Source organism: Flavobacterium sp. JLP, assembly GCF_015350755.1.
In the GTDB taxonomy this organism is placed as follows: domain Bacteria; phylum Bacteroidota; class Bacteroidia; order Flavobacteriales; family Flavobacteriaceae; genus Flavobacterium.
In genome coordinates this window covers 189,627-212,737 of the sequence record NZ_JADKPS010000003.1, presented here as the reverse complement: position 1 = coordinate 212,737, position 23,111 = coordinate 189,627, and the positions used below count along the sequence as shown (strand labels likewise).

Annotated in this window: 17 protein-coding genes; 13 read left to right on the top strand and 4 right to left on the bottom strand. The window is 32.8% G+C overall.

The window, feature by feature from the left end; translation table 11 throughout:
• Positions 1-124 precede the first annotated feature (124 nt).
• Both IRZ83_RS10390 and IRZ83_RS10385 read left to right on the top strand, forming a co-directional pair.
• The gene (locus IRZ83_RS10390; RefSeq protein ID WP_194568570.1) at positions 125-3,190 is read left to right on the top strand and encodes a SusC/RagA family TonB-linked outer membrane protein; all 3,066 of its coding nucleotides are present in this window, start codon (positions 125-127) and stop codon (positions 3,188-3,190) included.
• Positions 3,191-3,206: 16 nt separating this feature from the next.
• Entirely contained in the window at positions 3,207-4,583 is a 1,377-nt protein-coding gene (locus IRZ83_RS10385) for a SusD/RagB family nutrient-binding outer membrane lipoprotein (RefSeq protein WP_194568568.1), read from the top strand.
• Positions 4,584-4,773: 190 nt separating this feature from the next.
• Here the strand turns inward: IRZ83_RS10385 and IRZ83_RS10380 are convergent, their stop codons facing one another.
• Complete coding sequence (locus tag IRZ83_RS10380) at positions 4,774-5,676, bottom strand: DUF6607 family protein (RefSeq protein WP_194568566.1); 903 nt, start codon at positions 5,674-5,676, stop codon at positions 4,774-4,776.
• A 105-nt stretch (positions 5,677-5,781) separates the two neighbouring features.
• On the opposite strand from IRZ83_RS10380, the gene IRZ83_RS10375 reads away from it, so the two are divergent.
• The 11 genes from IRZ83_RS10375 to IRZ83_RS10325 all read left to right on the top strand — a co-directional run bounded on the left by IRZ83_RS10375 (position 5,782) and on the right by IRZ83_RS10325 (position 20,463).
• The gene (locus IRZ83_RS10375; protein ID WP_194568563.1) at positions 5,782-7,893 is read left to right on the top strand and encodes a TonB-dependent receptor plug domain-containing protein; all 2,112 of its coding nucleotides are present in this window, start codon (positions 5,782-5,784) and stop codon (positions 7,891-7,893) included.
• A 17-nt stretch (positions 7,894-7,910) separates the two neighbouring features.
• Positions 7,911-8,993, top strand: coding sequence for an HmuY family protein (locus tag IRZ83_RS10370; RefSeq protein WP_194568561.1), 1,083 nt, complete (start codon positions 7,911-7,913; stop codon positions 8,991-8,993).
• Positions 8,994-9,347: 354 nt separating this feature from the next.
• Positions 9,348-10,832 (top strand): SGNH/GDSL hydrolase family protein, encoded by a 1,485-nt coding sequence (locus IRZ83_RS10365; RefSeq protein WP_194568559.1) that lies wholly within the window; start codon positions 9,348-9,350, stop codon positions 10,830-10,832.
• Positions 10,833-10,914: 82 nt separating this feature from the next.
• A complete protein-coding gene (locus IRZ83_RS10360) occupies positions 10,915-12,246 on the top strand; it encodes a GDSL-type esterase/lipase family protein (protein ID WP_228520679.1) in 1,332 nt (443 codons plus the stop codon).
• 1 nt (position 12,247) lies between these two features.
• Positions 12,248-13,933, top strand: coding sequence for an MBOAT family O-acyltransferase (locus IRZ83_RS10355; protein ID WP_194568555.1), 1,686 nt, complete (start codon positions 12,248-12,250; stop codon positions 13,931-13,933).
• A 336-nt stretch (positions 13,934-14,269) separates the two neighbouring features.
• Positions 14,270-15,622 carry a signal recognition particle protein gene (gene ffh / locus IRZ83_RS10350; protein WP_194568553.1) on the top strand — a complete coding sequence of 451 codons (1,353 nt, stop codon included), beginning with the start codon at positions 14,270-14,272 and terminating at the stop codon, positions 15,620-15,622.
• A 127-nt stretch (positions 15,623-15,749) separates the two neighbouring features.
• Positions 15,750-16,637 carry a bifunctional 5,10-methylenetetrahydrofolate dehydrogenase/5,10-methenyltetrahydrofolate cyclohydrolase gene (locus IRZ83_RS10345; RefSeq protein ID WP_029272192.1) on the top strand — a complete coding sequence of 296 codons (888 nt, stop codon included), beginning with the start codon at positions 15,750-15,752 and terminating at the stop codon, positions 16,635-16,637.
• Between the two features lie 218 nt (positions 16,638-16,855).
• A complete protein-coding gene (locus IRZ83_RS10340) occupies positions 16,856-17,782 on the top strand; it encodes a magnesium transporter CorA family protein (RefSeq protein WP_194568551.1) in 927 nt (308 codons plus the stop codon).
• 327 nt (positions 17,783-18,109) lie between these two features.
• A complete protein-coding gene (locus tag IRZ83_RS10335) occupies positions 18,110-18,724 on the top strand; it encodes a hypothetical protein (RefSeq protein WP_194568549.1) in 615 nt (204 codons plus the stop codon).
• A 4-nt stretch (positions 18,725-18,728) separates the two neighbouring features.
• Positions 18,729-19,019, top strand: a complete 291-nt coding sequence (locus IRZ83_RS10330) for a winged helix-turn-helix domain-containing protein (RefSeq protein ID WP_194568547.1) — start codon at positions 18,729-18,731, stop codon at positions 19,017-19,019.
• A gap of 58 nt (positions 19,020-19,077) precedes the next feature.
• On the top strand, positions 19,078-20,463 hold the full coding sequence (locus IRZ83_RS10325; protein ID WP_194568545.1) for a DUF4173 domain-containing protein: 1,386 nt from the start codon (positions 19,078-19,080) through the stop codon (positions 20,461-20,463).
• Positions 20,464-20,508: 45 nt separating this feature from the next.
• Here IRZ83_RS10325 and rluF read toward each other — a convergent pair whose 3' ends face one another.
• The 3 genes from rluF to IRZ83_RS10310 all read right to left on the bottom strand — a co-directional run bounded on the left by rluF (position 20,509) and on the right by IRZ83_RS10310 (position 23,076).
• Positions 20,509-21,321: a 23S rRNA pseudouridine(2604) synthase RluF gene (gene rluF, locus IRZ83_RS10320; protein ID WP_194568543.1), complete on the bottom strand. Its 813-nt coding sequence runs from the start codon at positions 21,319-21,321 to the stop codon at positions 20,509-20,511.
• Positions 21,322-21,566: 245 nt separating this feature from the next.
• Positions 21,567-21,914, bottom strand: a complete 348-nt coding sequence (locus IRZ83_RS10315) for an antibiotic biosynthesis monooxygenase family protein (RefSeq protein WP_194568541.1) — start codon at positions 21,912-21,914, stop codon at positions 21,567-21,569.
• A gap of 1 nt (position 21,915) precedes the next feature.
• The gene (locus IRZ83_RS10310) at positions 21,916-23,076 is read right to left on the bottom strand and encodes a cytochrome P450 (protein ID WP_194568539.1); all 1,161 of its coding nucleotides are present in this window, start codon (positions 23,074-23,076) and stop codon (positions 21,916-21,918) included.
• Between the last annotated feature and the right edge of the window lie 35 nt (positions 23,077-23,111).

The window sequence follows — 23,111 nt, the reverse complement described above, 5'->3', positions numbered from 1 at the left end:
TAACACTCAATTGTTTTATTTTGTAATAAAATATTTATAATTTTTAATGTTAAAAGAAGCTTAAATCTTGTTAAAATTATATCTTTTTAATAGGTTTGCGCCACTTAACTCAAAAAAATAAATAATGAAACAAAAAATCAAAGTTTTTATAATGATGTTTTTCATGCTTAGCTCTCAATTGTTTTTTGCGCAGGAAAGAACAGTTTCAGGAACTGTTTTAGACAACGCAGGAATGCCATTGCCAGGTGCTAGTGTTTTAGTAAAAGGAACAAAATCTGGGACACAAACAGATATGGATGGTAAATATTCTATCAAAGCATCATCTGGTCAAATTTTGGTATTCACTTATATCGGAATGAAAACCCAAGAACAGGCAGCAAGTTCTGCAGTAATTAATATCAAATTAAAAGATGATTCTGTCGAGCTTGAAGGTTTAGTGGTCACAGCTTTAGGAATTAAAAGGTCTGAAAAAACTTTGGGATATGCAGTATCAAAAGTGAGTTCTGAAGAAATAACAAAATCTGGAGAACAAAATGTTTTACAGGCATTAGCAGGAAAAGCTGCGGGTGTTCAAGTTATTGGTACGGGTGGAACTCCAGGTGCTTCAAGTAAGATTATTATCAGAGGTGTAAATACAATTACGGGAAGTTCTGATCCTCTAATTGTGGTTGATGGTGTCCCTATAGATAATACTACCAGTCAAACCAGCGCAGGAGATAATCCTTTTAATGCAAATTTATCAGGTATTAACAATTCAAACCGAGCTTTAGATATTAATCCGGATGACATAGAGAGTGTATCAGTACTAAAAGGCCCTGCAGCAGCAGCTTTATATGGAGAAAGAGCGGGTAATGGGGTTATTATTTATACGACTAAAAAAGGAAAGACAGGAAAAAGTTTAGGAATAGATTATTCTACTTCATTAGCAATTGATAAAGTAAGTCAACTGCCAGCAAGACAAAATAAATATGTTCAGGGAACGAATCCAGCTGCGAATAGTATAAACAAGAATACACCTCAAAGCTGGGGACCAAGTGCTGAATCTTTAGGTGTGCCAATGTATGACAATGTTGGTAATTTCTTTAAAGAAGGATTGACATTTACCAATAATATATCATTTTATGGCGGAAATGAGAAAGCTACTTATAGAGCTTCTTACGGAAATGTTACACAAACAGGTATGATTCCAGAAACTGGATTAAAAAGAAATACCTTAAGAGTTGTTGGAGATTTAAAATTAAGTGATAAATGGAAGACAGGCGGGAGCTTACAATATACTCATACCACAAATACATTATCTCAAAATGGAAGTAATGCTTCTGCTGTAATGTTTAGTTTACTACGGTCGGTTGGTAATTATGATTTAAGAAATTATAAAGATGCTGAAGGAAATAATCAAAATTACTATGCGACTTATGATAATCCGTATTTTACTGTAAATGAAAACCCTGCGACAAGTGATGTGAATCGTGTTTTTGGGAATATGTATTTAACTTATTCTCCAAGTTCATGGTTATCATTAACTGCAAAAGGTGGTATTGATGCCTATTCTGATTATCGAAAACAGGTTTATGCTATTTCGTCTAATGGGGATAATCTTGCAGGAATGGGAGAAGTCGCTTTTAATAATATTAACAATAAGCAATTTTATGGAGATTTTATCGCAAGCGGTTTATTTCCAGTGAAATCTGAGTGGCTGAAAATTAATTACACAGCAGGTTTAAATTTGCGTTCTTCTCAAAACACCGATGTCTTTTCGAGAGGCAAAGAACTTGCTGTAAGAGGAGTTTATAATTTGTCAAATGCCACACAATTGTATGCATCAAATGACGAGACTAATATTATGTCAAGAGCATTATTTGGACAATTGGAATTTGATGTAAAAAATCAGCTTTTTATAACAGGATCCGTTAGAAAAGAATGGTCTTCTACTTATGGGACTGATGCCAACAGCGCTATATTTCCTGCTGCTTCAGCTTCTTGGATCTTATCAAGTACATTTGATTTTCCGGAATGGACAAATTTTGTAAAATTGACTTATGGTTATGGAGAAGTAGGAATTGCGCCCAAAGCCTATAAAACAATAAGTACATATGCACAACCATTTATGACTGACGGTTTTACCGATGGTTTAAGTTTTCCATATAATGGTATAAACGGTATGGCTGTTTCTGGCAGTTTAGGAAACCAACAATTAAAACCTGAAAGAGTTTTAGGTCATGAACTTGGTTTAAATACAAAATTTTTAGAAAACCGTTTAACATTTGATTTAAATCTATATTATAAAACCTCTAAAGATTTATTAATTGAATTACCGTTACCACAATCAAGCGGATTTGGTACTGTATATCAAAATGCAGCTGAATTAGTGAATAAGGGAGTTGAAGTTGAATTGGGCTATGATATTTTCAAAAAAGGCAAACCATTTCAATGGAACGTAAACTTAAATTGGGCTAAAAATGAAAACAAGGTTACTGATATTTCAGGAAATCTAAATGAGATATCGATAGAATCTGCTTTTGGCTCAATAGGATATTATGCAGTTAAAGGACAGCCTTTGGGAAGTTTTTATGGTACCAAATGGCAGCGTGATGCAAATGGTCAAAAAACTATTGGATCTGATGGATTGCCTCTAATTCAAAATGAAACAGGAAATTTAGGAAATTCTGCGCCAAAATGGACAGGTGGAATAAGAAATACATTTACTTATAAAAGAGTTACTTTATCTGGCTTATTAGACTTTAGACATGGCGGAGCTGTTTACAATGGAACATTAGCAAGATTGCATAATTTTGGAATTTCTGAAGCTTCTTCAGATAGAGAACATACTTATATTATAGAAGGCATTAAAGCTGATGGTACTCCAAATAATATTGCAATTAGTGCTAAAAATTATTTCCAAAAATATTTAGGTGATGGAGGAGGAGCTGCCGAAGAAGCAATTACGAATGTAAACTGGATCAGGCTTAGAGATGTTACATTAAGCTATGACTTCAATATGAAAAAATTTACTGCTATTCATTCGGCTCAACTGTCATTTACCGGTAGAAATTTATGGTTGAATACCAATTACAAAGGTGTTGATCCAGAAACTAGCTTGACCGGTGCAGGTTCGAAAATTAATGGATTAGATTACTTTAATAATCCTGGCAGTAAATCATTTATAATGACTCTTAAAGTCGGTTTCTAAATTTAAATTCTACAAAATGAAAAAATATATAAAAAGTATAATTCTTACAGTTACTAGTGTTAGTTTGCTGCTAAGTTGTCAATCGGAATTAGATCACTTTAATGAAAATCCAAATTCTCCTATTTCAACAACTCCGACTTTGTTGTTGTCTGCGATGGAAGTTTCTACTTTTTCAACTCATACAACGGGATTGATTAGAACATCAAATATTTTTGATCAGCATTTAGCAGGAACAAGTGTTGGGCAATTAGGTGATATTCAACGTTATATTGTTACTGAACAAGATGTTAATAATGAATGGAATACATTGTATGGGACAACTTTAATGAATGGTTACATTTTAAATCGTGATTTTGCGATGCGATATCCATATTACAATGGTATTGGGCAGGTATTAACAGCTATTAATCTTGGGTACGCAACTGATCTTTGGGGAGATGTCCCTTATGATGAGGCATTTAGAGCCGACGAAGGAAATAAAATGCCTAAATATAACACACAGCAAGAAATTTATCAAAGATTGCAGACTATTCTTAATGACGCAATCATAAACTTTAAAAAACCGGCTTCCAGTAATATTTCAGTTCCCGGAAGTGACGATTACATTTTTAATGGTGATACTCAAAAATGGATTCAAATTGCATATGTCTTAAAGGCGAGGTACGCTTTGAGATTATCTCAAGTTGATACAGATGCTTCACAAAAAGCTCTAGAGTATATTTTAGCTTCTGGAATAAGTTCAAATGCAGATGATGCCAATACTTTTTTTACAGGCACTTCAAACGGATTAAATCAGTGGTATGCTTTTAATAAAAGCCGTGAAAATTATTTGAAGGCAGGAGCATATTTTGTTAATTCTTTAAAAAACAATAGTGATCCAAGATTATCATTTGCAGTAGCTAAAGATAAAAATGGAAATTATACAGGGAATGCTGCAAATGATTTAGACACTGCTACATCTTCTTATATAGGTTCATCTTTTGCTAGTGCTGCTTCTTCAATTGGGCTCGTAACATATGCTGAAGCTAAATTTATCGAAGCCGAAGCTAAATTTAGATTGGGACAAGATGCCAAACCTGCATTGGAAGATGCTGTTGCTGCTTCTGTTTTAAAAATCACTGGAACTGTTGTTACTTCAGATTTTTTAAATTCTATAACTGCACATATTGATTTAGAAGGTATTATTCAACAAAAATATATTGCTCTATTTTTGACTATGGAACCTTACAACGATTACAGGCGAACTGGTTTTCCTGTTTTAGTTCCAAACCAATCATCAAATACAAAACTGATTCCAGTGAGATTGCCAACTCCCTCAGATGAAAGACAATATAATTTAAACGCTACTGTAGTGAGTAATGTAACTACAAATGTTTGGTGGGATAAAAATTAACTCAATTGAATTTTAAAATTAATTTATTCTTAATATCAACCCTTTATTCATTTTTAACTATTTTGAATTAGTAAACCTTTTAGTAAAAATAATATTGGGAAAACCGTCCAATTTTGGGCGGTTTTTTATTTTATAAAAAAAGCCGGTAATACTAAAATTACCGGCTTTTTTACAACTAACACAAACATTTTTATTTTAAGAACTTGTTGATTATAGCATCAGTCTCTGCTTTTGTAGCGTCTGGTTTTAAATCAAACAAAAGAGAATAAAGTGCTTTTCTGTCAACTTTAGCTTCTAAGTTTAAGTCTTGGCGTCTGTCAAAAACAGTTTGCCATTTGTCACGAACATTTTTCCAAAGTGCATTATTTACAACCCACCATTTTTGAGCAGCTGCACATTTGCTGTCTGGAACTTTAGTGTAAACATCCATTCCTTTTTCTTGTGCTAACAATACATCTCTTCCGCTGTCATCTCTAACCAATTTGTCATTGTCTTGCTCATGATTCCAGCCTGTAGCGGTAATTTCGTGAATATTTCTTCTTTTTAAAACATTATAATCGTTACGTTTTGTTTGTTCTCTTCTTGGAAGTGGAGCATCAGCAACGTTTGCCCAATAGTCTTTTCCGTCAACATGTACCCAAGTTGATGATCCTTCATATCGAGGACTATCATCTACTTGATATACTTTTTGAGTCCATTGTCCTTTTACAGCTTTCTTGTCTAATTTTTTGTATTTCCAAGATGTGCCTTTGTCAAATGAATATAAGTCTGTGTTTTCGTAAAGCCAGTCTTGTCTCCAGTGTTTGATAATCATATCATCACTTACAATTAATAAATGCTGCATTGAAATTTTATTTTGAGTGTCTTCTACTAATTCTACCCATTCTAATCCCGATTCGTGTTTAGTTTCAGATGGTTTATAAGTAAGAGAGTCTTTGGGATATTGAAAAGTTTCAGTAAAATTAAATTTCACTTCATAACAACCACACATTGATTTGATTGATTTGATGTCTTGTTGTTTTTTGTCCTGACTGAAACCAAGGCTACAAGTCAAAGCCATTAAGGCTGAAAAATAGAGGCTTTTTGTAATCATAACTTATTTTTTGTTTTAAAATTTTTTTGCAAATATATAAATTTTATTTAGAACAAATAAAAATAGTTGTTATATTTGCGTCATTATTAAGACTGAATAAAAATAATGAAAATTAAAATTACTCTTTTTGTAGCGTTCCTTTTTTGTCAAATTTCCTTTGGTCAAGAAAAGGATTCTACAGCTGTAAATAAACTTTCTGAGGTTGTTATAACCGGTCAGTTTGAGCCTCAATCGATTAAAAAATCTGTATTTAATGTTCGTGTTATTTCAAATAATGATATTCAAAATTTAGCGGCTAATAATTTGGCAGATGTTTTAAATCAATATTTAAACATAACTGTTAGTCCAAGCGGAACAAGTGGCCGTTCAACAGTTTCTTTATTTGGTTTAGATGCACAATATTTTAAAATTTTGGTTGATAATGTACCCTTAATTAATGAAGCCGGTTTGGGCAATAATATAGATTTATCTCAAATTAATCTAAATGATGTTGATCACATTGAGATTGTTGAAGGTTCGATGGGTGTAAGTTATGGAGCAAACGCGGTAAGTGGAGTTTTAAATATTATTACAAAGAAATCTTCAAAATACAAATGGGGAATTACAGCCTCAGTTCAAGAGGAAACGGTTAATAACGAATATTCTCTTTTTGAGGAAGGCCGTCATATTCAGTCTTTAAAGGTTTCTCATACATTCAATAAAAACTGGTTTGTTTCAGTAGGTGCTAATCGTAACGATTTTCAAGGATTTCTAAGCGACAAAAATGGAGTTAATTACAGCGAAAATGACGGAACCCGCGGTTATAGATGGCTGCCAAAAGACCAATTGAACGGTACAGCATTAATAGCGTATCAAAAAAATAATTTCAGAATTTTCTATAAGTTTGAATTCTTAGATGAAAATGTTGATTATTACAATAGTACAGTGCAATCTGGTTTTAATAGCACACTAGGATCTTACCGTTATGCAAGCGATAAAAGATATTTGACAAACAGATATTTTCATAATTTAAATGCGACCGGAAAAATGTTTTCGCAATTGAATTATAATGTTTCGCTTTCACATCAAAAACAAGAACGTAATGTAGAGGATTTTAGATATTATTTGGCGACAAAAACGGAAGCAAATAATGTTACTGTAAAAGATCAGTCTATGGAGGTTCTTTATTCTACAGGTACTGTGAATAACTTTTTCTCAGACAAAACAATTGATCTTCAGTTAGGATATGAGTTTGTTAATAACAAAGGATATTCATTGGTTCAGGAAGCAAACAATATTCTGACTCCTGTTCGCAAGACACTTGAAAATTATGATTTCTTTGCTTCGTCTGAAATTATGGCAACAGAAAGATTTTCTGTTCGACCAGGATTAAGATTTTCTGCTCAATCTCAATTTACAAATCAATACGCATCATCTTTAGGATTAAGATATTTATTTGATAAAGGAATTGAACTTCGCGGTTCTTACGGCAATTCTTTTAGAACTCCAACTTTTGATGAATTATATTCGAAACAAATTTTTGATGGACACTTTTTTACAGGAAATGAAAATCTAATTCCTGAAACCAGTACTTCTTATGAAGCGAGCCTTAAAAAATCAACTTTGTCTGGCTCCGGTTTACAGCTTTCAAATACACTGGCAGGGAGTTATTTAAATGTCGATGACAGAATTGGTATGGCATTAATTCGATTTAATCCGGACACTGGAAATCCGGAATATCAATATGTCAATATCAGCAAATATAGAATGTGGAATTTTTCTACGATGAATCAATTGAAAAAAGATAATCTGACATTCAATTTTGGGGCTGCACTTATTGGAATTTCTCAAGAAATAAAAAATCAAGTTTTTACTTCAGATGATAGGTTTCTGTATTCATTTAATTTAAATGCAAGCTTTTCATATACAATTCCAAAATGGAAAACGATTGTTTCAGGATATTATAAATATAACGGAAAAACACAGCAATTTATAGAAGGAGCATCTTCTTATATACTGTCTGAAGTTTCGCCAAGTAATTGGCTTGATGCCTCTATCAGGCAAAATTTCTTCAAAGATCATTTCGAAGTAACACTTGGTGCCAGAAATATTCTTGATGTAACAAATGTATTGCAAACCGGAACTGGCAGCGCTGCCGGGCATGCAGGAACAGGCGAGGTAATGCTTGCTTACGGTCGTTCTTACTTCTTAAAATTAGCATATAACCTTAATCTTTAATATAAAAACAGAATACAATGAAAAAGTTATTATTTTTATCAATCGCGTTATTGTCTCTAGTATCATGTTCAAGTGACGACGATACTCCAGTTGAAATCCCAACTGTTGGAGCAACTATACAGCCTACAGTAGGTGGTCCAAATCAGCCTAATCAGGTTTACCTTGATTTAAGTTCTACAGAATCTAAAGCTGTAAACAGAGAATCTTGGGATTTCGGATTTTCTACAGGTTCAGATTTTAGAGTAGTTATTAATGGTTCTCTTAAAATGGCCGTTAAAAAATTAGCTACTTCAGATATTACTTTACCTCAAGAAAGTGATACAAATGTAGCAGTTGGTGCTGGTACCACTGCAGCTTCAAACGGTTTTGTTGATAATCCAACAGGTATCTTGGCTGGTGCAGGAGCGGGAATTGGAACTGCAATAGCAGAAGTTTCAGCTACAGATGCAGACAACAAAGTATATTTAGTAAATCTTGGATTTAAAGTTTCAACAACTACACCTGCTGTAGGTTCAGTAAGTGTTGATGGAGATGCAAGAGGTTGGAAAAAAGTTAGAATTTTAAGAAGCGGAAATGGATATAAAATTCAATATGCTGATTTAACTTCTGCAACTTTTTCAGAAAAAACAATTTCTAAAGACGCTGCTTTTAATTTTTCTTTCTTTAGCTTAACATCAGGAAATACTGTTGCGGTTGAGCCAGAAAAAGCAAAATGGGATCTAAACTTTACAGTTTTTACTAACTATTTAGCTTCAGGTGGTCAAGATGTTACTTATGGCTATTCTGATTTCATTACTACAAACTTAAAAGGAGGAACACAAGCTTACCAAGTTTTAGTTGCTGATGGAGTAACTTATGCGGATTTTACAAAAGCTAAAGTTATTGAAGCTAACTTTACAGCTTCTGCTACAGACCAAAGAATCATTGGAGCTAACTGGAGAAGCGGTGGTGGACCAACTACTTTGCCAAGTGTTAGAACAGATCGTTTTTATATTGTAAAAGATGTTGCTGGAAATTACTATAAAGTTAAATTCCTTGCTATGACAAATGACACAGGACTAAGAGGTTACCCAACTTTAGAATATGCTATCTTGAACTAAATTTTTAAGATATAAAAATTATAAAAAATTAAAAATTGTTTTATACTGATTTTAATATAATGCAGGCTTTATTTTTGATTATTTTGTAACAATTGATTTAGTTTTTAAACTTAGTAATCACTGTTATATAATCGTATCGCATTAAATTTTAGTGAATCATTAGCTTTGTTTTTTTTATTTTTTTTTGATAAAGAGGTTAGATTCGTCTAATCTCTTTTTTTGTTTTAGTTTATTGTTAAAAAGAATCATTAATTAATGTTTAATTCTATCTTTGCACATATTTTTTTTATAAGGAATTAGTAGGAATTTGCATTTTAATTTTTGTAAATCCTTTCTTCAAATTTAAAATTACAAGTGAATACAAAATCTTATTTTTTTCAGTCTTTTGCAATTGTAGCATTGGCATTCATTGCTTTCATTGGCTTTAAACAAATCTTGCCGGATAAAATTTTTTCGGAAAGTAAAATGAATTCAAAAAATGTGCTCATAGACAGCTTGCTTTTGGAGGCCGTAGCAAAGGATTCCTTAAATGAAACAACGGATAGCATTGATGCTATTGACGATGCTCAAGGAAAGGAGAAAATCACTTTTGATGCCACTGAAGGCATCGAATTTCCAGCTGAAACTTTTGATAATTATAAAGGATATCAATACCTGATTTCTTTCTATGAAAAATTATATCAATTAGAGAAAAATCCAGAATCTCATGTTAGAATTGCTTATTACGGTGATTCTATGACCGATGGCGATTTGATTGTGCAGGACGTCCGTTCTAACTATCAAGAACGTTTTGGCGGAAATGGAGTTGGTTTTGTCTCGATAACATCAGAATCTGCGGCGTCTAGAGGTTCTATAAAATCAGTTTATTCTAAAAACTGGAAAACACAGTCGTATTTAAATGTAAAAAAACCAATAAGCCCTTTTGGTGTAAACGGACATGTATTTTTTGCCAATGATATAAAAAATACCACTTGGGTGCAATATGAAGCGGGAACTGCTAAAAATGTTGCCACTTTAGATAATCCGACTTTATTTTATGGAAGAGCATCTAAAAAAGGAAAAGTAAATTTTATTATTGGAAAAGATACTATTCATAAAAATCTTGTTCCGAATAATTTGATCAATACCTTAAAAGTAAGTTCAGGAAGTTTAAAAGCGTTTAAAGCTAATTTCGTAAATGCGGACTCAATTCCGATTTACGGATTTAATTTTGATAACGGAAAAGGGGTTCATGTCGATAACTTCTCTCAAAGAGGAAATTCAGGATTGCCAATTTCGATGTTTAATGCGAATGTAATGCAGAGTTTTAATAACAGTCTGAAGTATGATTTGATTATCTTGCACTATGGAACAAATGTATTAAATTACGGAACCAAAAATTATTCTTGGTACGAAAGAGGAATGACAAAAGCGGTAGACAAGATAAAAGAATCTTTTCCGGGAGTTTCTATTTTGATTATTTCTACGGCAGACAAATCGACCAAATATGATTTAGAAATGAAAAGTGATTCGGCTGTTGTACCCTTAATGAAAGCGCAAAAAAAATACGCTCTGGACACAGAATCTGGATTTGTAAATTTATACACTTTAATGGGTGGCGACGGTTCGATGGTAAAATGGGTTGATGAAACGCCGGCAAGAGCAAATAAGGATTATACGCATTTTAATCAGCGTGGTGCAAAGGCAATCGGCAAATTAGTATACGATCAATTAAATAAAGGATACGAAGAGTATAAGAAATTACGCGAAAAACGAGAAGTTGCTTCAACTAAACAGCGGGCAGCGCGAAAAATAAACACAGACTCTGTTTCTGTAAAAAATGATACTGTAAATGAATAAACTTATTATTTTCTTTTGCTGTCTTTTTTTCTCAGCAAACCACAAAACGCCAAATTCAGTCTCACTTCCAACAACTAAAAATATGAGCAGTAAAATCGAAAGTGCAGCGATTGAGCCTTATGCTGGAAATCACATTTACAATGCAAAAGTATTAGAAAATGTTTTTAAGAAATTGCAGGAAAATGAAAGTCAAAGCAATCAGAAAATAAAAATTGTGCATATTGGAGATTCTCATATTCAAGGGGATTTAATGACTAATGAAATTAGAAAGAATCTACAGAAGAAATTTGGAAATGCAGGTCGAGGTTTAGTTTTTCCGTATCAGCTTGCTAAAACAAATGGTTCTTATAATGAACGATTCTCTTCTAACAGAACTTGGCAAAGCTATCGTAATATTTATCCAACAAAAAATAATCCAGTTGGTTTAAGCGGTATTGGACTTTGGAGAGATGATGCTGGTTTTGCAGTGCAAATGAACATTAAAGATGCTGCGTATAAGTTTAATTCAATTCATATTATTACACCTCAAAACCAAAACATGTTTGATCTGGCAATATCATCTCAAACAAATATTATTCAAGGAACGGAGCGAAAAGTAGTTACACATAAAATAAAAAAGGGAGAGGTAATTTCGACAATTGCGGATAAATACAATATCTCTGTGGCTGAAATTAAAAGAGCAAATCAATTAAAATCAGATAATATTCGTGCAGGAAGAACATTAAAGATTCCAACAAACGAAACAAAACCTAGAAATTTTAAAAGTTCAGAATTTGTTCCCTTAAATCTAGAATCTGATTCATTTTCACATTATTATAAATCTGAAAAACCATTAGATAAAATTTATTTGATTCCGAATAAAAATGCCTCAAAATACGAACTTAACGGAATTGTTTTAGAAAGAGATGCTTCAGGAGTAACCTATAGCGGCATTGGCGTAAACGGCGCTAAGTTTTCAGATTATAATAAATATCCATTGTTTTTTGAGCAGTTAAAAGCTTTACATCCGGACTTGTTTGTTTTTTCGTTAGGGACAAATGAAAGTTATGATCATATGGAAGCTTCAGGATATATCAAGCAACTGCGTCAGTTTATAAAAAATATCAAAGAACAAAATGGCAATATTTCTATAATTGTTATGACTCCGCCGCCTTCTTTGCTTAAAGCTAGAAAACCTAATGTATATGTTCAGGATTATGCAAAAAGTATTATTGAAATCGCCGAAACAGATGGTTTTGCAGTTTGGGATTTGTACGATGAATTTGGAGGCATGAATGGTATTCAAAATCTAAAGACCGAAAAACTAATTGGTCCAGATTGGGTTCATTATTCTAAAAAAGGATACGAGAAACAAGGAAATTTGTTTACAGAGGCGTTTTTAAAAGCATACGATAATTTTAAATTAAGAAAGTAAGTTGATTACAATTGATAGCATTAATAATTGGTTTGTTCAAAATTTCGGTACAGTTACCTTAGAACAAGCTAAAAGTTGGTTTATATACAATCCAGAAGAAAAATTATTATTTAATACAGGTTTATTTCTAGGATTATTTTTGGTTTTTTATTTTGTGTACGCCTTTTTACGCAAGACATTTTATTTGAGATTAACGTATGTTATTCTGTTTTCGCTTTTCTTTTACTATAAGTCTAGCGGTATTTACTTTTTGTTATTGCTGCTTTCGTCAGTTGTAGATTATGGGCTGAGCCAAATTATTTACAAAGAAGCAAAAGACAGCCGAAAGAAAATATATCTCGTAATAAGTGTAATTCTGAATTTAGGATTGCTGGGATATTTTAAATACATGAACTTCATGATTGTGACGTTCAATGATATGTTTCAAGGCAATTATAAGCTTCATGATATTTTTCTTCCTGTGGGAATTTCCTTTTATACGTTTCAGTCGATGAGTTATATTATTGAAATTTATAGAGAAGAAATTAAGCCGACAAAAAACTATATTGAATATTTGTTTTTCGTTTCATTTTTCCCACAGCTGGTTGCAGGGCCAATCGTTCGCGCAAAAGATTTCCTTCCTCAGATTTATCAAAAATTAAACTTAACGAGGCAAGATGTAAACAACGCTTTGTTTTTGATTATTGGCGGATTAATTAAAAAAACAGTAATCTCGAATTATATCTCCATAAACTTCGTCGATCGTGTTTTTGATACGCCGATGAATTACACTTCATTTGAAAATTTAATGGCTTCTTATGGATACGCTATTCAAATTTATTGTGACTTTTCAGGATATTCAGATATGGCAATCGGAATCGCTTTATTGCTTGGATTTAAATTGCCGGCCAACTTTAGAACGCCTTATAAATCTACTTCGATTACCGATTTCTGGAGAAGATGGCATATTTCATTATCAACTTGGCTAAAAGATTTCTTATATATTTCTATCGGAGGAAATAGAGAAGGCTCATTTGCTGGATTTTTATTCCCAAGTTTATTCTTCTTCGGATTATTATTGTGGGGAATCACGAGTTATAATACAAGTGTAATTCCGTTGATAATAGCAGTTGGCGGAATTGGAATTTTCTGTTTATCATTTTTACTTTCGAATAAAAGAAAACAGACTTTGGTAACCAATTTCAATTTATTCACAACAATGCTTTTAGGCGGTTTGTGGCACGGTGCAGGAGCGCAATTTATTGTTTGGGGAGCATTACACGGATTAGCATTGGCAGTTCATAAAATATTTACAGAATTCTTTCCTTCCAAAAAAGAAGGCAAAGGACCGAATTTCTTATGGAGATTCTTTTCAATCGTAATCACATTCCATTTTGTAGTTTTCTGTTGGATCTTTTTCCGTGCCAGAGATTTCGATACTGCCTTGCAAGTCATCAACAATATTGGCCAGTTAACTTTCGAACCAGAACAATGGCAAGTAATTGTATTAGGGTATAAAAATGTATTTTTATTAATGTTGTTTGGATACGTTTGGCATTTCTTGCCAGAAGTGGTCACAAACAAAATGAAATGGGTTTTTGATCATACACCATTATTATTAAAAGCAGTAATATTAGGTTTTGTGTATTGGATTGTTTACGCAACAGCCGTAGCTGGTTCACAGCCTTTTATTTACTTTCAGTTTTAATTTTAAAAGTACAAAGGTTCATAGCCGCAAAGGCACAAAGGCGCAAAGGTTTTATTCTTTGCGCCTTTTTTTTGTTTCACGAAGATTCGGCAGATTTTTTTAAAATAGAAATCATTACAATCTTCTAAATCTGCGAGAGAAAAATAATTCGGGAAATTAGTGCAATTCGTGGCAAAAATAACTTTTCGCCTTAGCGTCTCTGCGAGATTTTCATCTTAATTAAATCTTTAAAAGAAAAACTTTGCGCCTTTGTGTCTTTGTGGCTATGAACCTTAAAAATAAATTGCCTGAAATATCTAATTAGATTATCTTTGCACTTCAAATAAAGAAAATAGTATGTTTGATAATTTAAGTGATAAGTTAGATAAAGCGTTCCATATATTAAAAGGACACGGTAAAATTACAGAAGTAAACGTTGCCGACACCTTAAAAGAAGTTCGTCGTGCCTTGCTAGATGCCGATGTTAACTTTAAAATTGCAAAAGATTTTACCACTAAAGTAAAAGAAAAAGCAATTGGTCAAGACGTTTTAACAACACTTCAGCCAGGACAATTATTAGTGAAGTTGGTAAAAGACGAGCTGACAGAATTAATGGGTGGTGATGTTGCAGGAATTAATCTTTCTGGAAATCCTTCAGTTATTTTAATGTCAGGATTGCAAGGTTCTGGTAAAACTACTTTCTCAGGAAAGTTAGCCAACTTTTTAAAGACAAAGAAAAATAAAAAACCACTTCTTGTAGCGTGTGATATATACCGTCCTGCGGCGATTAACCAGTTGCATGTTGTGGGAGATCAAATTGGTGTTGAGGTTTACTCAGAGCCGGAAAATAAAAATCCTGTTGAAATTGCCCAAAATGCAATTAAACATGCAAAAGCAAACGGCTTTAATGTTGTAATTGTCGATACAGCTGGTCGTTTGGCAGTAGATCAAGAAATGATGGATGAAATTGCACGTGTTCACAAAGCAATTCAGCCACAGGAAACATTGTTCGTTGTGGATGCAATGACAGGACAAGATGCTGTAAACACAGCAAAAGCATTCAACGATATCTTGAATTTTGATGGAGTTATCTTAACTAAATTAGACGGTGATACTCGTGGTGGAGCTGCAATCTCAATTAAATCTGTTGTAAACAAACCAATCAAATTTGTGGGTACGGGAGAGAAAATGGAAGCAATTGATGTTTTCTATCCAGATCGTATGGCTGAGCGTATCTTAGGTATGGGTGACGTTGTGTCGCTTGTAGAAAGAGCTCAAGAACAATTTGATGAAGAAGAAGCAAGAAAACTTCAAAAGAAAATCGCTAAAAACGAATTTGGTTTTGATGATTTCTTAACGCAAATCCAGCAAGTAAAGAAAATGGGTAATATGAAAGACTTGGTAGGAATGATACCAGGAGCTTCAAAAGCCATGAAAGATGTAGAGATCGAAGATGATGCTTTTAAACATATCGAAGCGATTATCCACTCGATGACGCCAATCGAAAGAAGCAAACCTGCCATTATCGATGTAAAGAGGAAAGCCAGAATCGCAAAAGGTTCCGGAACCAAAATCGAGCAAGTAAATCAGTTGATGAAACAGTTTGACCAAATGAGCAAGATGATGAAAATGATGCAGGGGCCAGGCGGAAAAAATCTGATGAAAATGATGGGAGGCATGAAAGGAATGCCAGGCGGAATGCCGAGATAATAAATTAAAAGTTTCAAGTTTCAGGTTTCAGGTTTTGAAACTGAAATTTGAAACTTTTTTCATTATAATAAATAGTAAGTTTCTTTTAACCTGAAACTTTAAACCTGAAACAAAATAACAAAACACAATGCAACTACTAGACGGTAAAAAAACATCTGAAGACATTAAAAACGAAATTGCAGCCGAAGTTCAATCTATAAAAGACGCTGGAGGAAAAGTGCCTCATTTAGCAGCCGTTATTGTGGGAACAAATGGAGCAAGTTTAACTTACGTAGGAAGTAAAGTAAAATCTTGTCAGCAAATTGGCTTCGATTCAACTTTAGTAAGTTTACCAGAGGAAATTACCGAAGAAGAGCTTCTTGCAAAAATTAAAGAACTAAACGAAGATGATAACCTTGATGGATATATCGTGCAGTTGCCTTTGCCAAAACACATCGACGAGCAAAAAATCTTATTGGCAATCGATCCAGATAAAGATGTTGACGGATTCCACCCAACAAACTTTGGAAGAATGGCGCTTGAAATGGAAAGCTTTATTCCGGCAACACCGTTCGGAATTATGGAATTGTTAGAGCGTTACAAAGTAGAAACTGCAGGAAAACATACCGTTGTAATTGGAAGAAGCCACATCGTAGGACGCCCAATGAGTATATTGATGAGTCGTAAAGGAAATCCGGGAGATTCTACAGTAACTTTGACTCATAGCCGTACTAAAAACTTAGCAGAATTCACTAAAAATGCAGATATCATTATTACCGCTTTAGGAGTTCCTGAATTCTTAAAAGCTGATATGGTAAAAGACGGTGTAACGGTTATTGATGTTGGAATTACACGTGTAGATGACGCATCAAACCCAAAAGGATACGTTATAAAAGGTGACGTTGATTTTGACGGAGTAAGCAAAAAAGCATCGTTCATTACGCCAGTTCCTGGTGGAGTAGGACCAATGACAATTGCAATGTTGCTTAAAAACACACTTTTAGCACGCAAAATGAGAAGCGCAAAAAACAAATAATTTGTTTTCAATTATACAAACAAAGCCTATTCGCAAGAGTAGGCTTTCTTGTTTTAATATTTAATTAATAGTTTAAAGTTTTAGTTCTAAAAAATAAAAGATATTTTTGCACCACTTAAAAAACACTTCTCCAAATGGACGATTATTATTCGTTAGTATTAAATTAAAAACAGCTTTTGAAATTTTCAAAATGCTGCGATAACACCCTGTATTTTGAAATGAAAGTCTTTTACACAAACAACAACGGATTACTAGAAATACCACAATGGATTCCAAACTGCTGGATTAACATTGAAGATCCATCAGAAACAGAAAAAAAATATTTACTCGAAGAACTTCAGATTCCCGAAGCTTTTTACAATGATATTGAAGATATCGACGAAAGACCCCGTATAGAAATCGAAGACGGCTGGACTTTGATCATTATGCGCGTTCCCGTAAAAAGCAACGACATAAAACTTCCTTTCCAGACTATTCCTCTAGGTGTGATTTTTAAAGGTGATATTTGCGTAACAATCACTTTTTACAAAACAGAAATCATACATGATTTTATGTTGTATTCACGACGCAAAAACATTCAGGTTAAAGATAATTTAGATTGGGTATTAAGATTGCTTTTGTCATCAAGCGTTTGGTATTTAAAATATCTAAAGCAAGTCAATCAGAAAATAAAATTAGCCGAAGATAATCTAGAAAAATCAATTAAAAACGAAGAGTTGCAGGCATTGCTTCAAATCGAAAAATGTTTGGTATTCTTTATTACTTCTTTAAAAGCAAACGATGTTTTGTTTCAACGCATAAAAAATCTAAAAGCGCATAAAGCAGATTATGATTTAGATTTGCTCGAAGATGTCGAAATCGAATTAAGTCAGGCTCAGGATACAGCCAACATTTACAGCAATATCCTAACCGGAATGATGGATGCCTACGCCTCTGTAATATCAAACAACATGAATAATATCATGAAGCAAATGACTTCAATTTCTATAATTCTGATGATTCCAACTTTAATCGCCAGTTTATACGGAATGAACGTGCCAAACGGTCTTGAAGAAAGTAAATATGGAATCTGGATTCTCCTTTTTGTATCGGTAATATTATCTGCTTTCGGCGTATTTTTATTTAAGCGCAGAAGATGGTTTTAACTAATTAGTAGACAAATAAACAACAAGCTCGTTCAATAGAATGAGCTTTGTTGTTTTATATATTGGGCGTGACCTTATCCCGACAAGAGGGCAAATATACTTTGCGGTTATTCGCCCTCTTGTCGGGATAAGGTCGGGCTATCCGCGCTACTTCGGTAGCCAGCTCCTATCCCTCACGCAAGCATCAGTTCTAAACCGCTATGTTCCTGCAATTCCAAAACTTTGGAACAAAATTTTGCAGCTCTATTTTCAGCATCAAAAATAAATGCATTTTTTATTTGCCAATTCAAAATAAAACATAACTTTGCATTACAAAGTACTTTATTTATGAATCAGAAGCACCAAGAAGATTTAGCACATATTCGTTCCATGATGGAGCGCTCTTCAAGATTTATATCCTTAAGCGGACTCTCAGGAGTTTTTGCCGGACTTTCTGCTTTAATTGGCGGACTTTATGTCTATCAATTATTTAAAGTAAACGGAATCGAATATTTAGGTGAAGACCAAATTGTAGTTCCTGCTAGCTTAGTATCAGAATTGTTTATAACTGGAGTTGTCATTTTAGCTTTTGCTTTTATTTTTGGAGTTGCTTTTACCATCAGAAAAAGCAGAAAATACAATTTGCCTATTTGGACATCGGCTACAAAAAAAATGCTTTTTAATTTAGCCATTCCTCTTTTTGTTGGAGGTGTATTCTGTTTGTCGCTTTTGTACCATCAATATTATGGTTTAGTTGCACCAGCTACTTTAATCTTTTATGGTTTAGCAGTTATAAATGCTGAGAAATATACTTTTTCTGACATCAAATATTTGGGTTACTGTCAATTGTTTTTAGGACTTATTTCTCTTTTTTATATTGGATATGGTTTGATTTTTTGGATAATTGGATTTGGTATTTTGCATATCTTGTACGGACTAGTGATGTTCAAAAAATATAAATAAACCAATGGGTATTATTGATAAATTAAATAAAGATTTTGAAAGCCGTGTCAGATTGGGGATTATGTCCATTCTGATGGTGAATGAGTGGGTTGATTTTACCGAAATGAAAACTCTTCTAGATATTACTGATGGTAATTTAGCAAGTCATTCCTCTGCACTTGAAAAATCTGAATATATAGAAGTGAAAAAGGAATTTGTGGGTAAAAAACCGAGAACATCCTATAAAGTAACTGATCGAGGCCGTTTAGCCTTCAAAGAACACTTATCGTACCTTGAAAAATTAATGAAATCCTAATAACCAAAATTTTTTGTCTAATTACTTTGAAAAACAAAGTACTTTTAATTTAATAATCATGAAAAAACATCACATTATTTTAGCATGCAGTTTGATCTTTATACTGCTTTTTTACAAAGAAGAGCCAGGGGTTAATTTGTCTATTTTTGCACTAGTGTTAACAGGTTTTATTTGTTATTTTTTTCAAGATCGGTTTTCTGAAAGATCACATTTAATCTTAGTCATAACATCGGTTTTGTCTTGTCTGGCTTTTGCTTGGTACGGAGATTTTCCTTCTTTTTTAGCATTGGCAATGTCTGTTCTTTTTTTACAGTTTAAAACACAAGATGTTAAGCTTAAAATAGTACAAATTTTTCCGCTCGTATTTTTAAACGGACTTACTTCTCTAGGCCGAGTTTTTATGTTTCAGCAATGGATTCCTGAGAAGAAAATTCAAAATAATTCTGCTAAAAAATTTATAGCGTTTTTTGTTATTCCAGCTATTTTTCTTGGGTTGTTTTTTATAGTATATTCTTTCGGAAGTACACATTTTTCTTCGTTGTTTACAGATTATACTTTAGATATTGACATTGTAAATTTGATTCTCATTGCCATTTTGGGTTTCTATATTTCTTTCAGTTTCTGGAACTATTGGGTGCCAGAAGTTTGCTATGAAAAAAATGAACTTCTAGACAATGATTTCAATAATAGTACTGAAATCAAGAATCAAAATACATTTTCGTTTCTAGATATTGATTTTGAAAGAAAAAGTGGTGAAATCACTTTAGTATTGTTGAATTTAATGCTTTTAGTTTTTCTCGTAACTTATAATTACGAACAGTTTTTTGAAGTAATCGAAAAAGCAAACCTAAGCGCAGATACTCATGAAAGAGTAAACTCAGTAATCTTTTCAATTATTATGGCGGTTGGGGTAATCATGTTTTATTTTAAAGGTGGTTTCAATTTTGATAATAAAGCAGTTTGGCTTAAAAAGTTAGCAAAAATCTGGATCGTCTTAAATGGACTTTTAATCGTAAGTGCAATGCTTAAAAATTCAGAATACATTTCAGTTTTCGGATTAACTTATAAACGATTAGGTGTTTATGCATTTTTGATTCTAGCAATTATAGGCTTAGTTTTTGTTTTTATAAAAATTACAAAACAAAAAACAAACGCTTACTTAGTAAATCAAATGGTGTGGTATTTTTACGGAACAGTATTATTATGCAGTTTTGTAAACTGGGGAAATCTGATTACAAATTATAATATCGCGACAAATAAATGTGTAGAACCTGTATTCTTGACTAATTTGAATTTTAATGATGATGCACGCCGGGAATATTTCACGAAGAATAATTTATACGGGGGACCTGATGAAATTCAGAGAGAAGAAATGATTGATCATTATCAAAATGCGACCTTTTTGTCAAAAGCTTTGTATTATGATTTTTTGAATAGTAAATAATAATCATAAAAAAATCCCATCAGTTAGCTGATGGGATTTTGATATTTAATAATCTCCTTTTTTCTTAAATCGGGGATCATGTTTCGAAATAAATTCTGTTCTTCGTTTTGGAGCTTCCGCTTTTGGCAAACTTGCTTCTTCTGTTTTGCTCGAAGGTTCAATTAAATGGTTTAATTCTTTAATTTCATCATCGGTCAAATCACGGTAACGTCCTACCGGAATATCCAAAGAAATATTAATAATTCGGATACGTTTCAAAGCTGTTACATCATAACCTAAATATTCGCACATTCTACGAATCTGACGATTTAAACCTTGCGTCAAAATGATTTTGAAAGTGTATTTGCTGATTTGTTCTACTTTACATTTTCGGGTAACCGTATCCAAAATCGGAACACCATTTCCCATTCGCTCTATAAAACGATCGGTGATAGGTCTGTTTACCGTAACAGTATATTCTTTCTCGTGATTGTTTCTGGCGCGTAAAATCTTATTTACGATATCACCGTCGTTAGTCATAAAAATCAATCCTTCACTGGCTTTATCCAATCTTCCAATCGGAAAAATACGTTTTGGGTAATTAATATAATCAACAATATTATTTCGAACTTCTAAGTTTGTTGTGCATTCAATTCCAACCGGTTTATTAAAAGCCAGATAAACCAATTTTTCGTGCTTTTCCACAATCAATTTCCCGTCTATGCGTACTTCATCATCCGGAGAAACTTTTGTTCCCATTTCAGGTACAACACCATTTATCGTTACGCGTCCTTCCTCAATTAATTTATCAGCCTCACGACGAGAACAATAGCCGGTTTCTCCAATAAATTTATTCAGACGTTTTAAATTCTCTTCCATACTGCAAAAGTAGGTAAAATTTAGACTTCTTAGATATTAGATTTTTAGACTTCTTAGATTTTTAGACTTCTTAGATTTTTAGATTATTATATTATTAGATTATTGGATTGTTAGATTATTGGATTGTTAGATTTTTAGACTTCTTAGATTATTAGATTTTAGATTTTAGATTTTAATTTTTGGCAGAAACTCAGAACCTGAGAGAAAAATCCTTTGTCCCTCTGAACCTCTGCAACTTTGAACCTCTACTCATCATGAAAACTAAAACTATCCTTTGGAGTTTCTTTCCGATCAAACATTCCGTAATCGCGAACAACATGAGCAATTCTCAAGTGATATTCTTTAAAAATTTCATTTCGGCCTTTTTCCTGCGCATGTCGGTGCATTTCTAAGTTTCGCCATTGCTGAATACTGGCTTCATCTTTCCAAAAAGACAAAGACAAAACTTTTTCAGGATCACTAAAACTCTGAAAACGTTCGATCGAAATAAATCCTTCGATATGATCTAATTCCGGACGCAAACTTGCCGCGATATCCAGATATTCTTCTTTTTTTCCTTGATTCGGAATAACTTCAAAAATTACAGCTATCATATTATTGTTTTTTATATAATGAAATCCAGATTGTTTTCGGTAATCTGGCGTTAATCATTGGTTCGTATTGAATTTTGTTTGCTAGAAGTTTTATCGTTTTATATTGATCAAATAAAAACCACAAAGCTTCTGTCGCTAAATGAATCGAGAAATGTTTTGCCACACACATATGACCGCCAGTTCCAAAAGTTAAATTTTCAATATTATTGTTTCTTTCAATATCAAAATCAAATGCATTTTCAAACTTTTTAGAATCACGATTTGCAGAGGCAAGTACAATTAAAATGGAATCATTTTTTTTAATCAGGCTTTCGCCGATGAGGAAATCTTCACTAGCAATTCTTCTGGTATTATGAATCGGCGGATCAAATCGCAATGTTTCTATAATTGATTTTTGTACTTCAATTTTATTCGAAAAAGTTTTATGACTAAGAAGCTGCAATAAAGAATTGCTTAAAATCCCCCGGCCGGCATCAAAACTCTGAACAAAAAAACCGATTAAATTACTAACGCAAATTGTTTTGATTTCGTCAGGCGAAAGAGAATTTGATTCGGATATTTTTTTCAATAAAGATTCATAAAAGCTTAAAGAAGAAAGTTGCTTTTCAACGATTAAAAATATTTTTTCTGAGATTTCATTAATCGCTTTTACTTGTTCTCCTGTCTTTTTCGGAAGCATAATTTTAGAGAAAGATTCTATGTTTTCCGAAATAAAATCACAATCCTTCTCTTCAAAACCAAAACTGTTTAAAACAGTAAGAACCGGCAATTTTTTGCAAACCGAATTTACCCAATCAATTTTATTTTCAACTAAATCAATTTCTATTAATTGAAAAATGATTGAATTGATATTTATAGATTTCATGTTTGAGAACAACTGCATTGCAACTTCTCTTGCAACTTCATGCTGAACTCCATTTGATAATCGAGTCAAATGAGTCAAAATATCTAAAGCATATTTATTTAATCTTTGTTCATTATCTGAATTCACAATCGGAATCTCCGCTTTCGTATTTTTTAAAATCGAAACACAATCTTCATAAGAATAAATAGCCCAAATTTTAGCTGCTTCATCCCAATAAACAGGATGCTTTTCCAGCATCGTTTTATATATCGAATAAGGGTTAGTAAAGTCAGACTGAAGAAATAAAGTAGAAGGCATATCGAGTTGTTTTTTAACAAAGTTATTTAACTTTA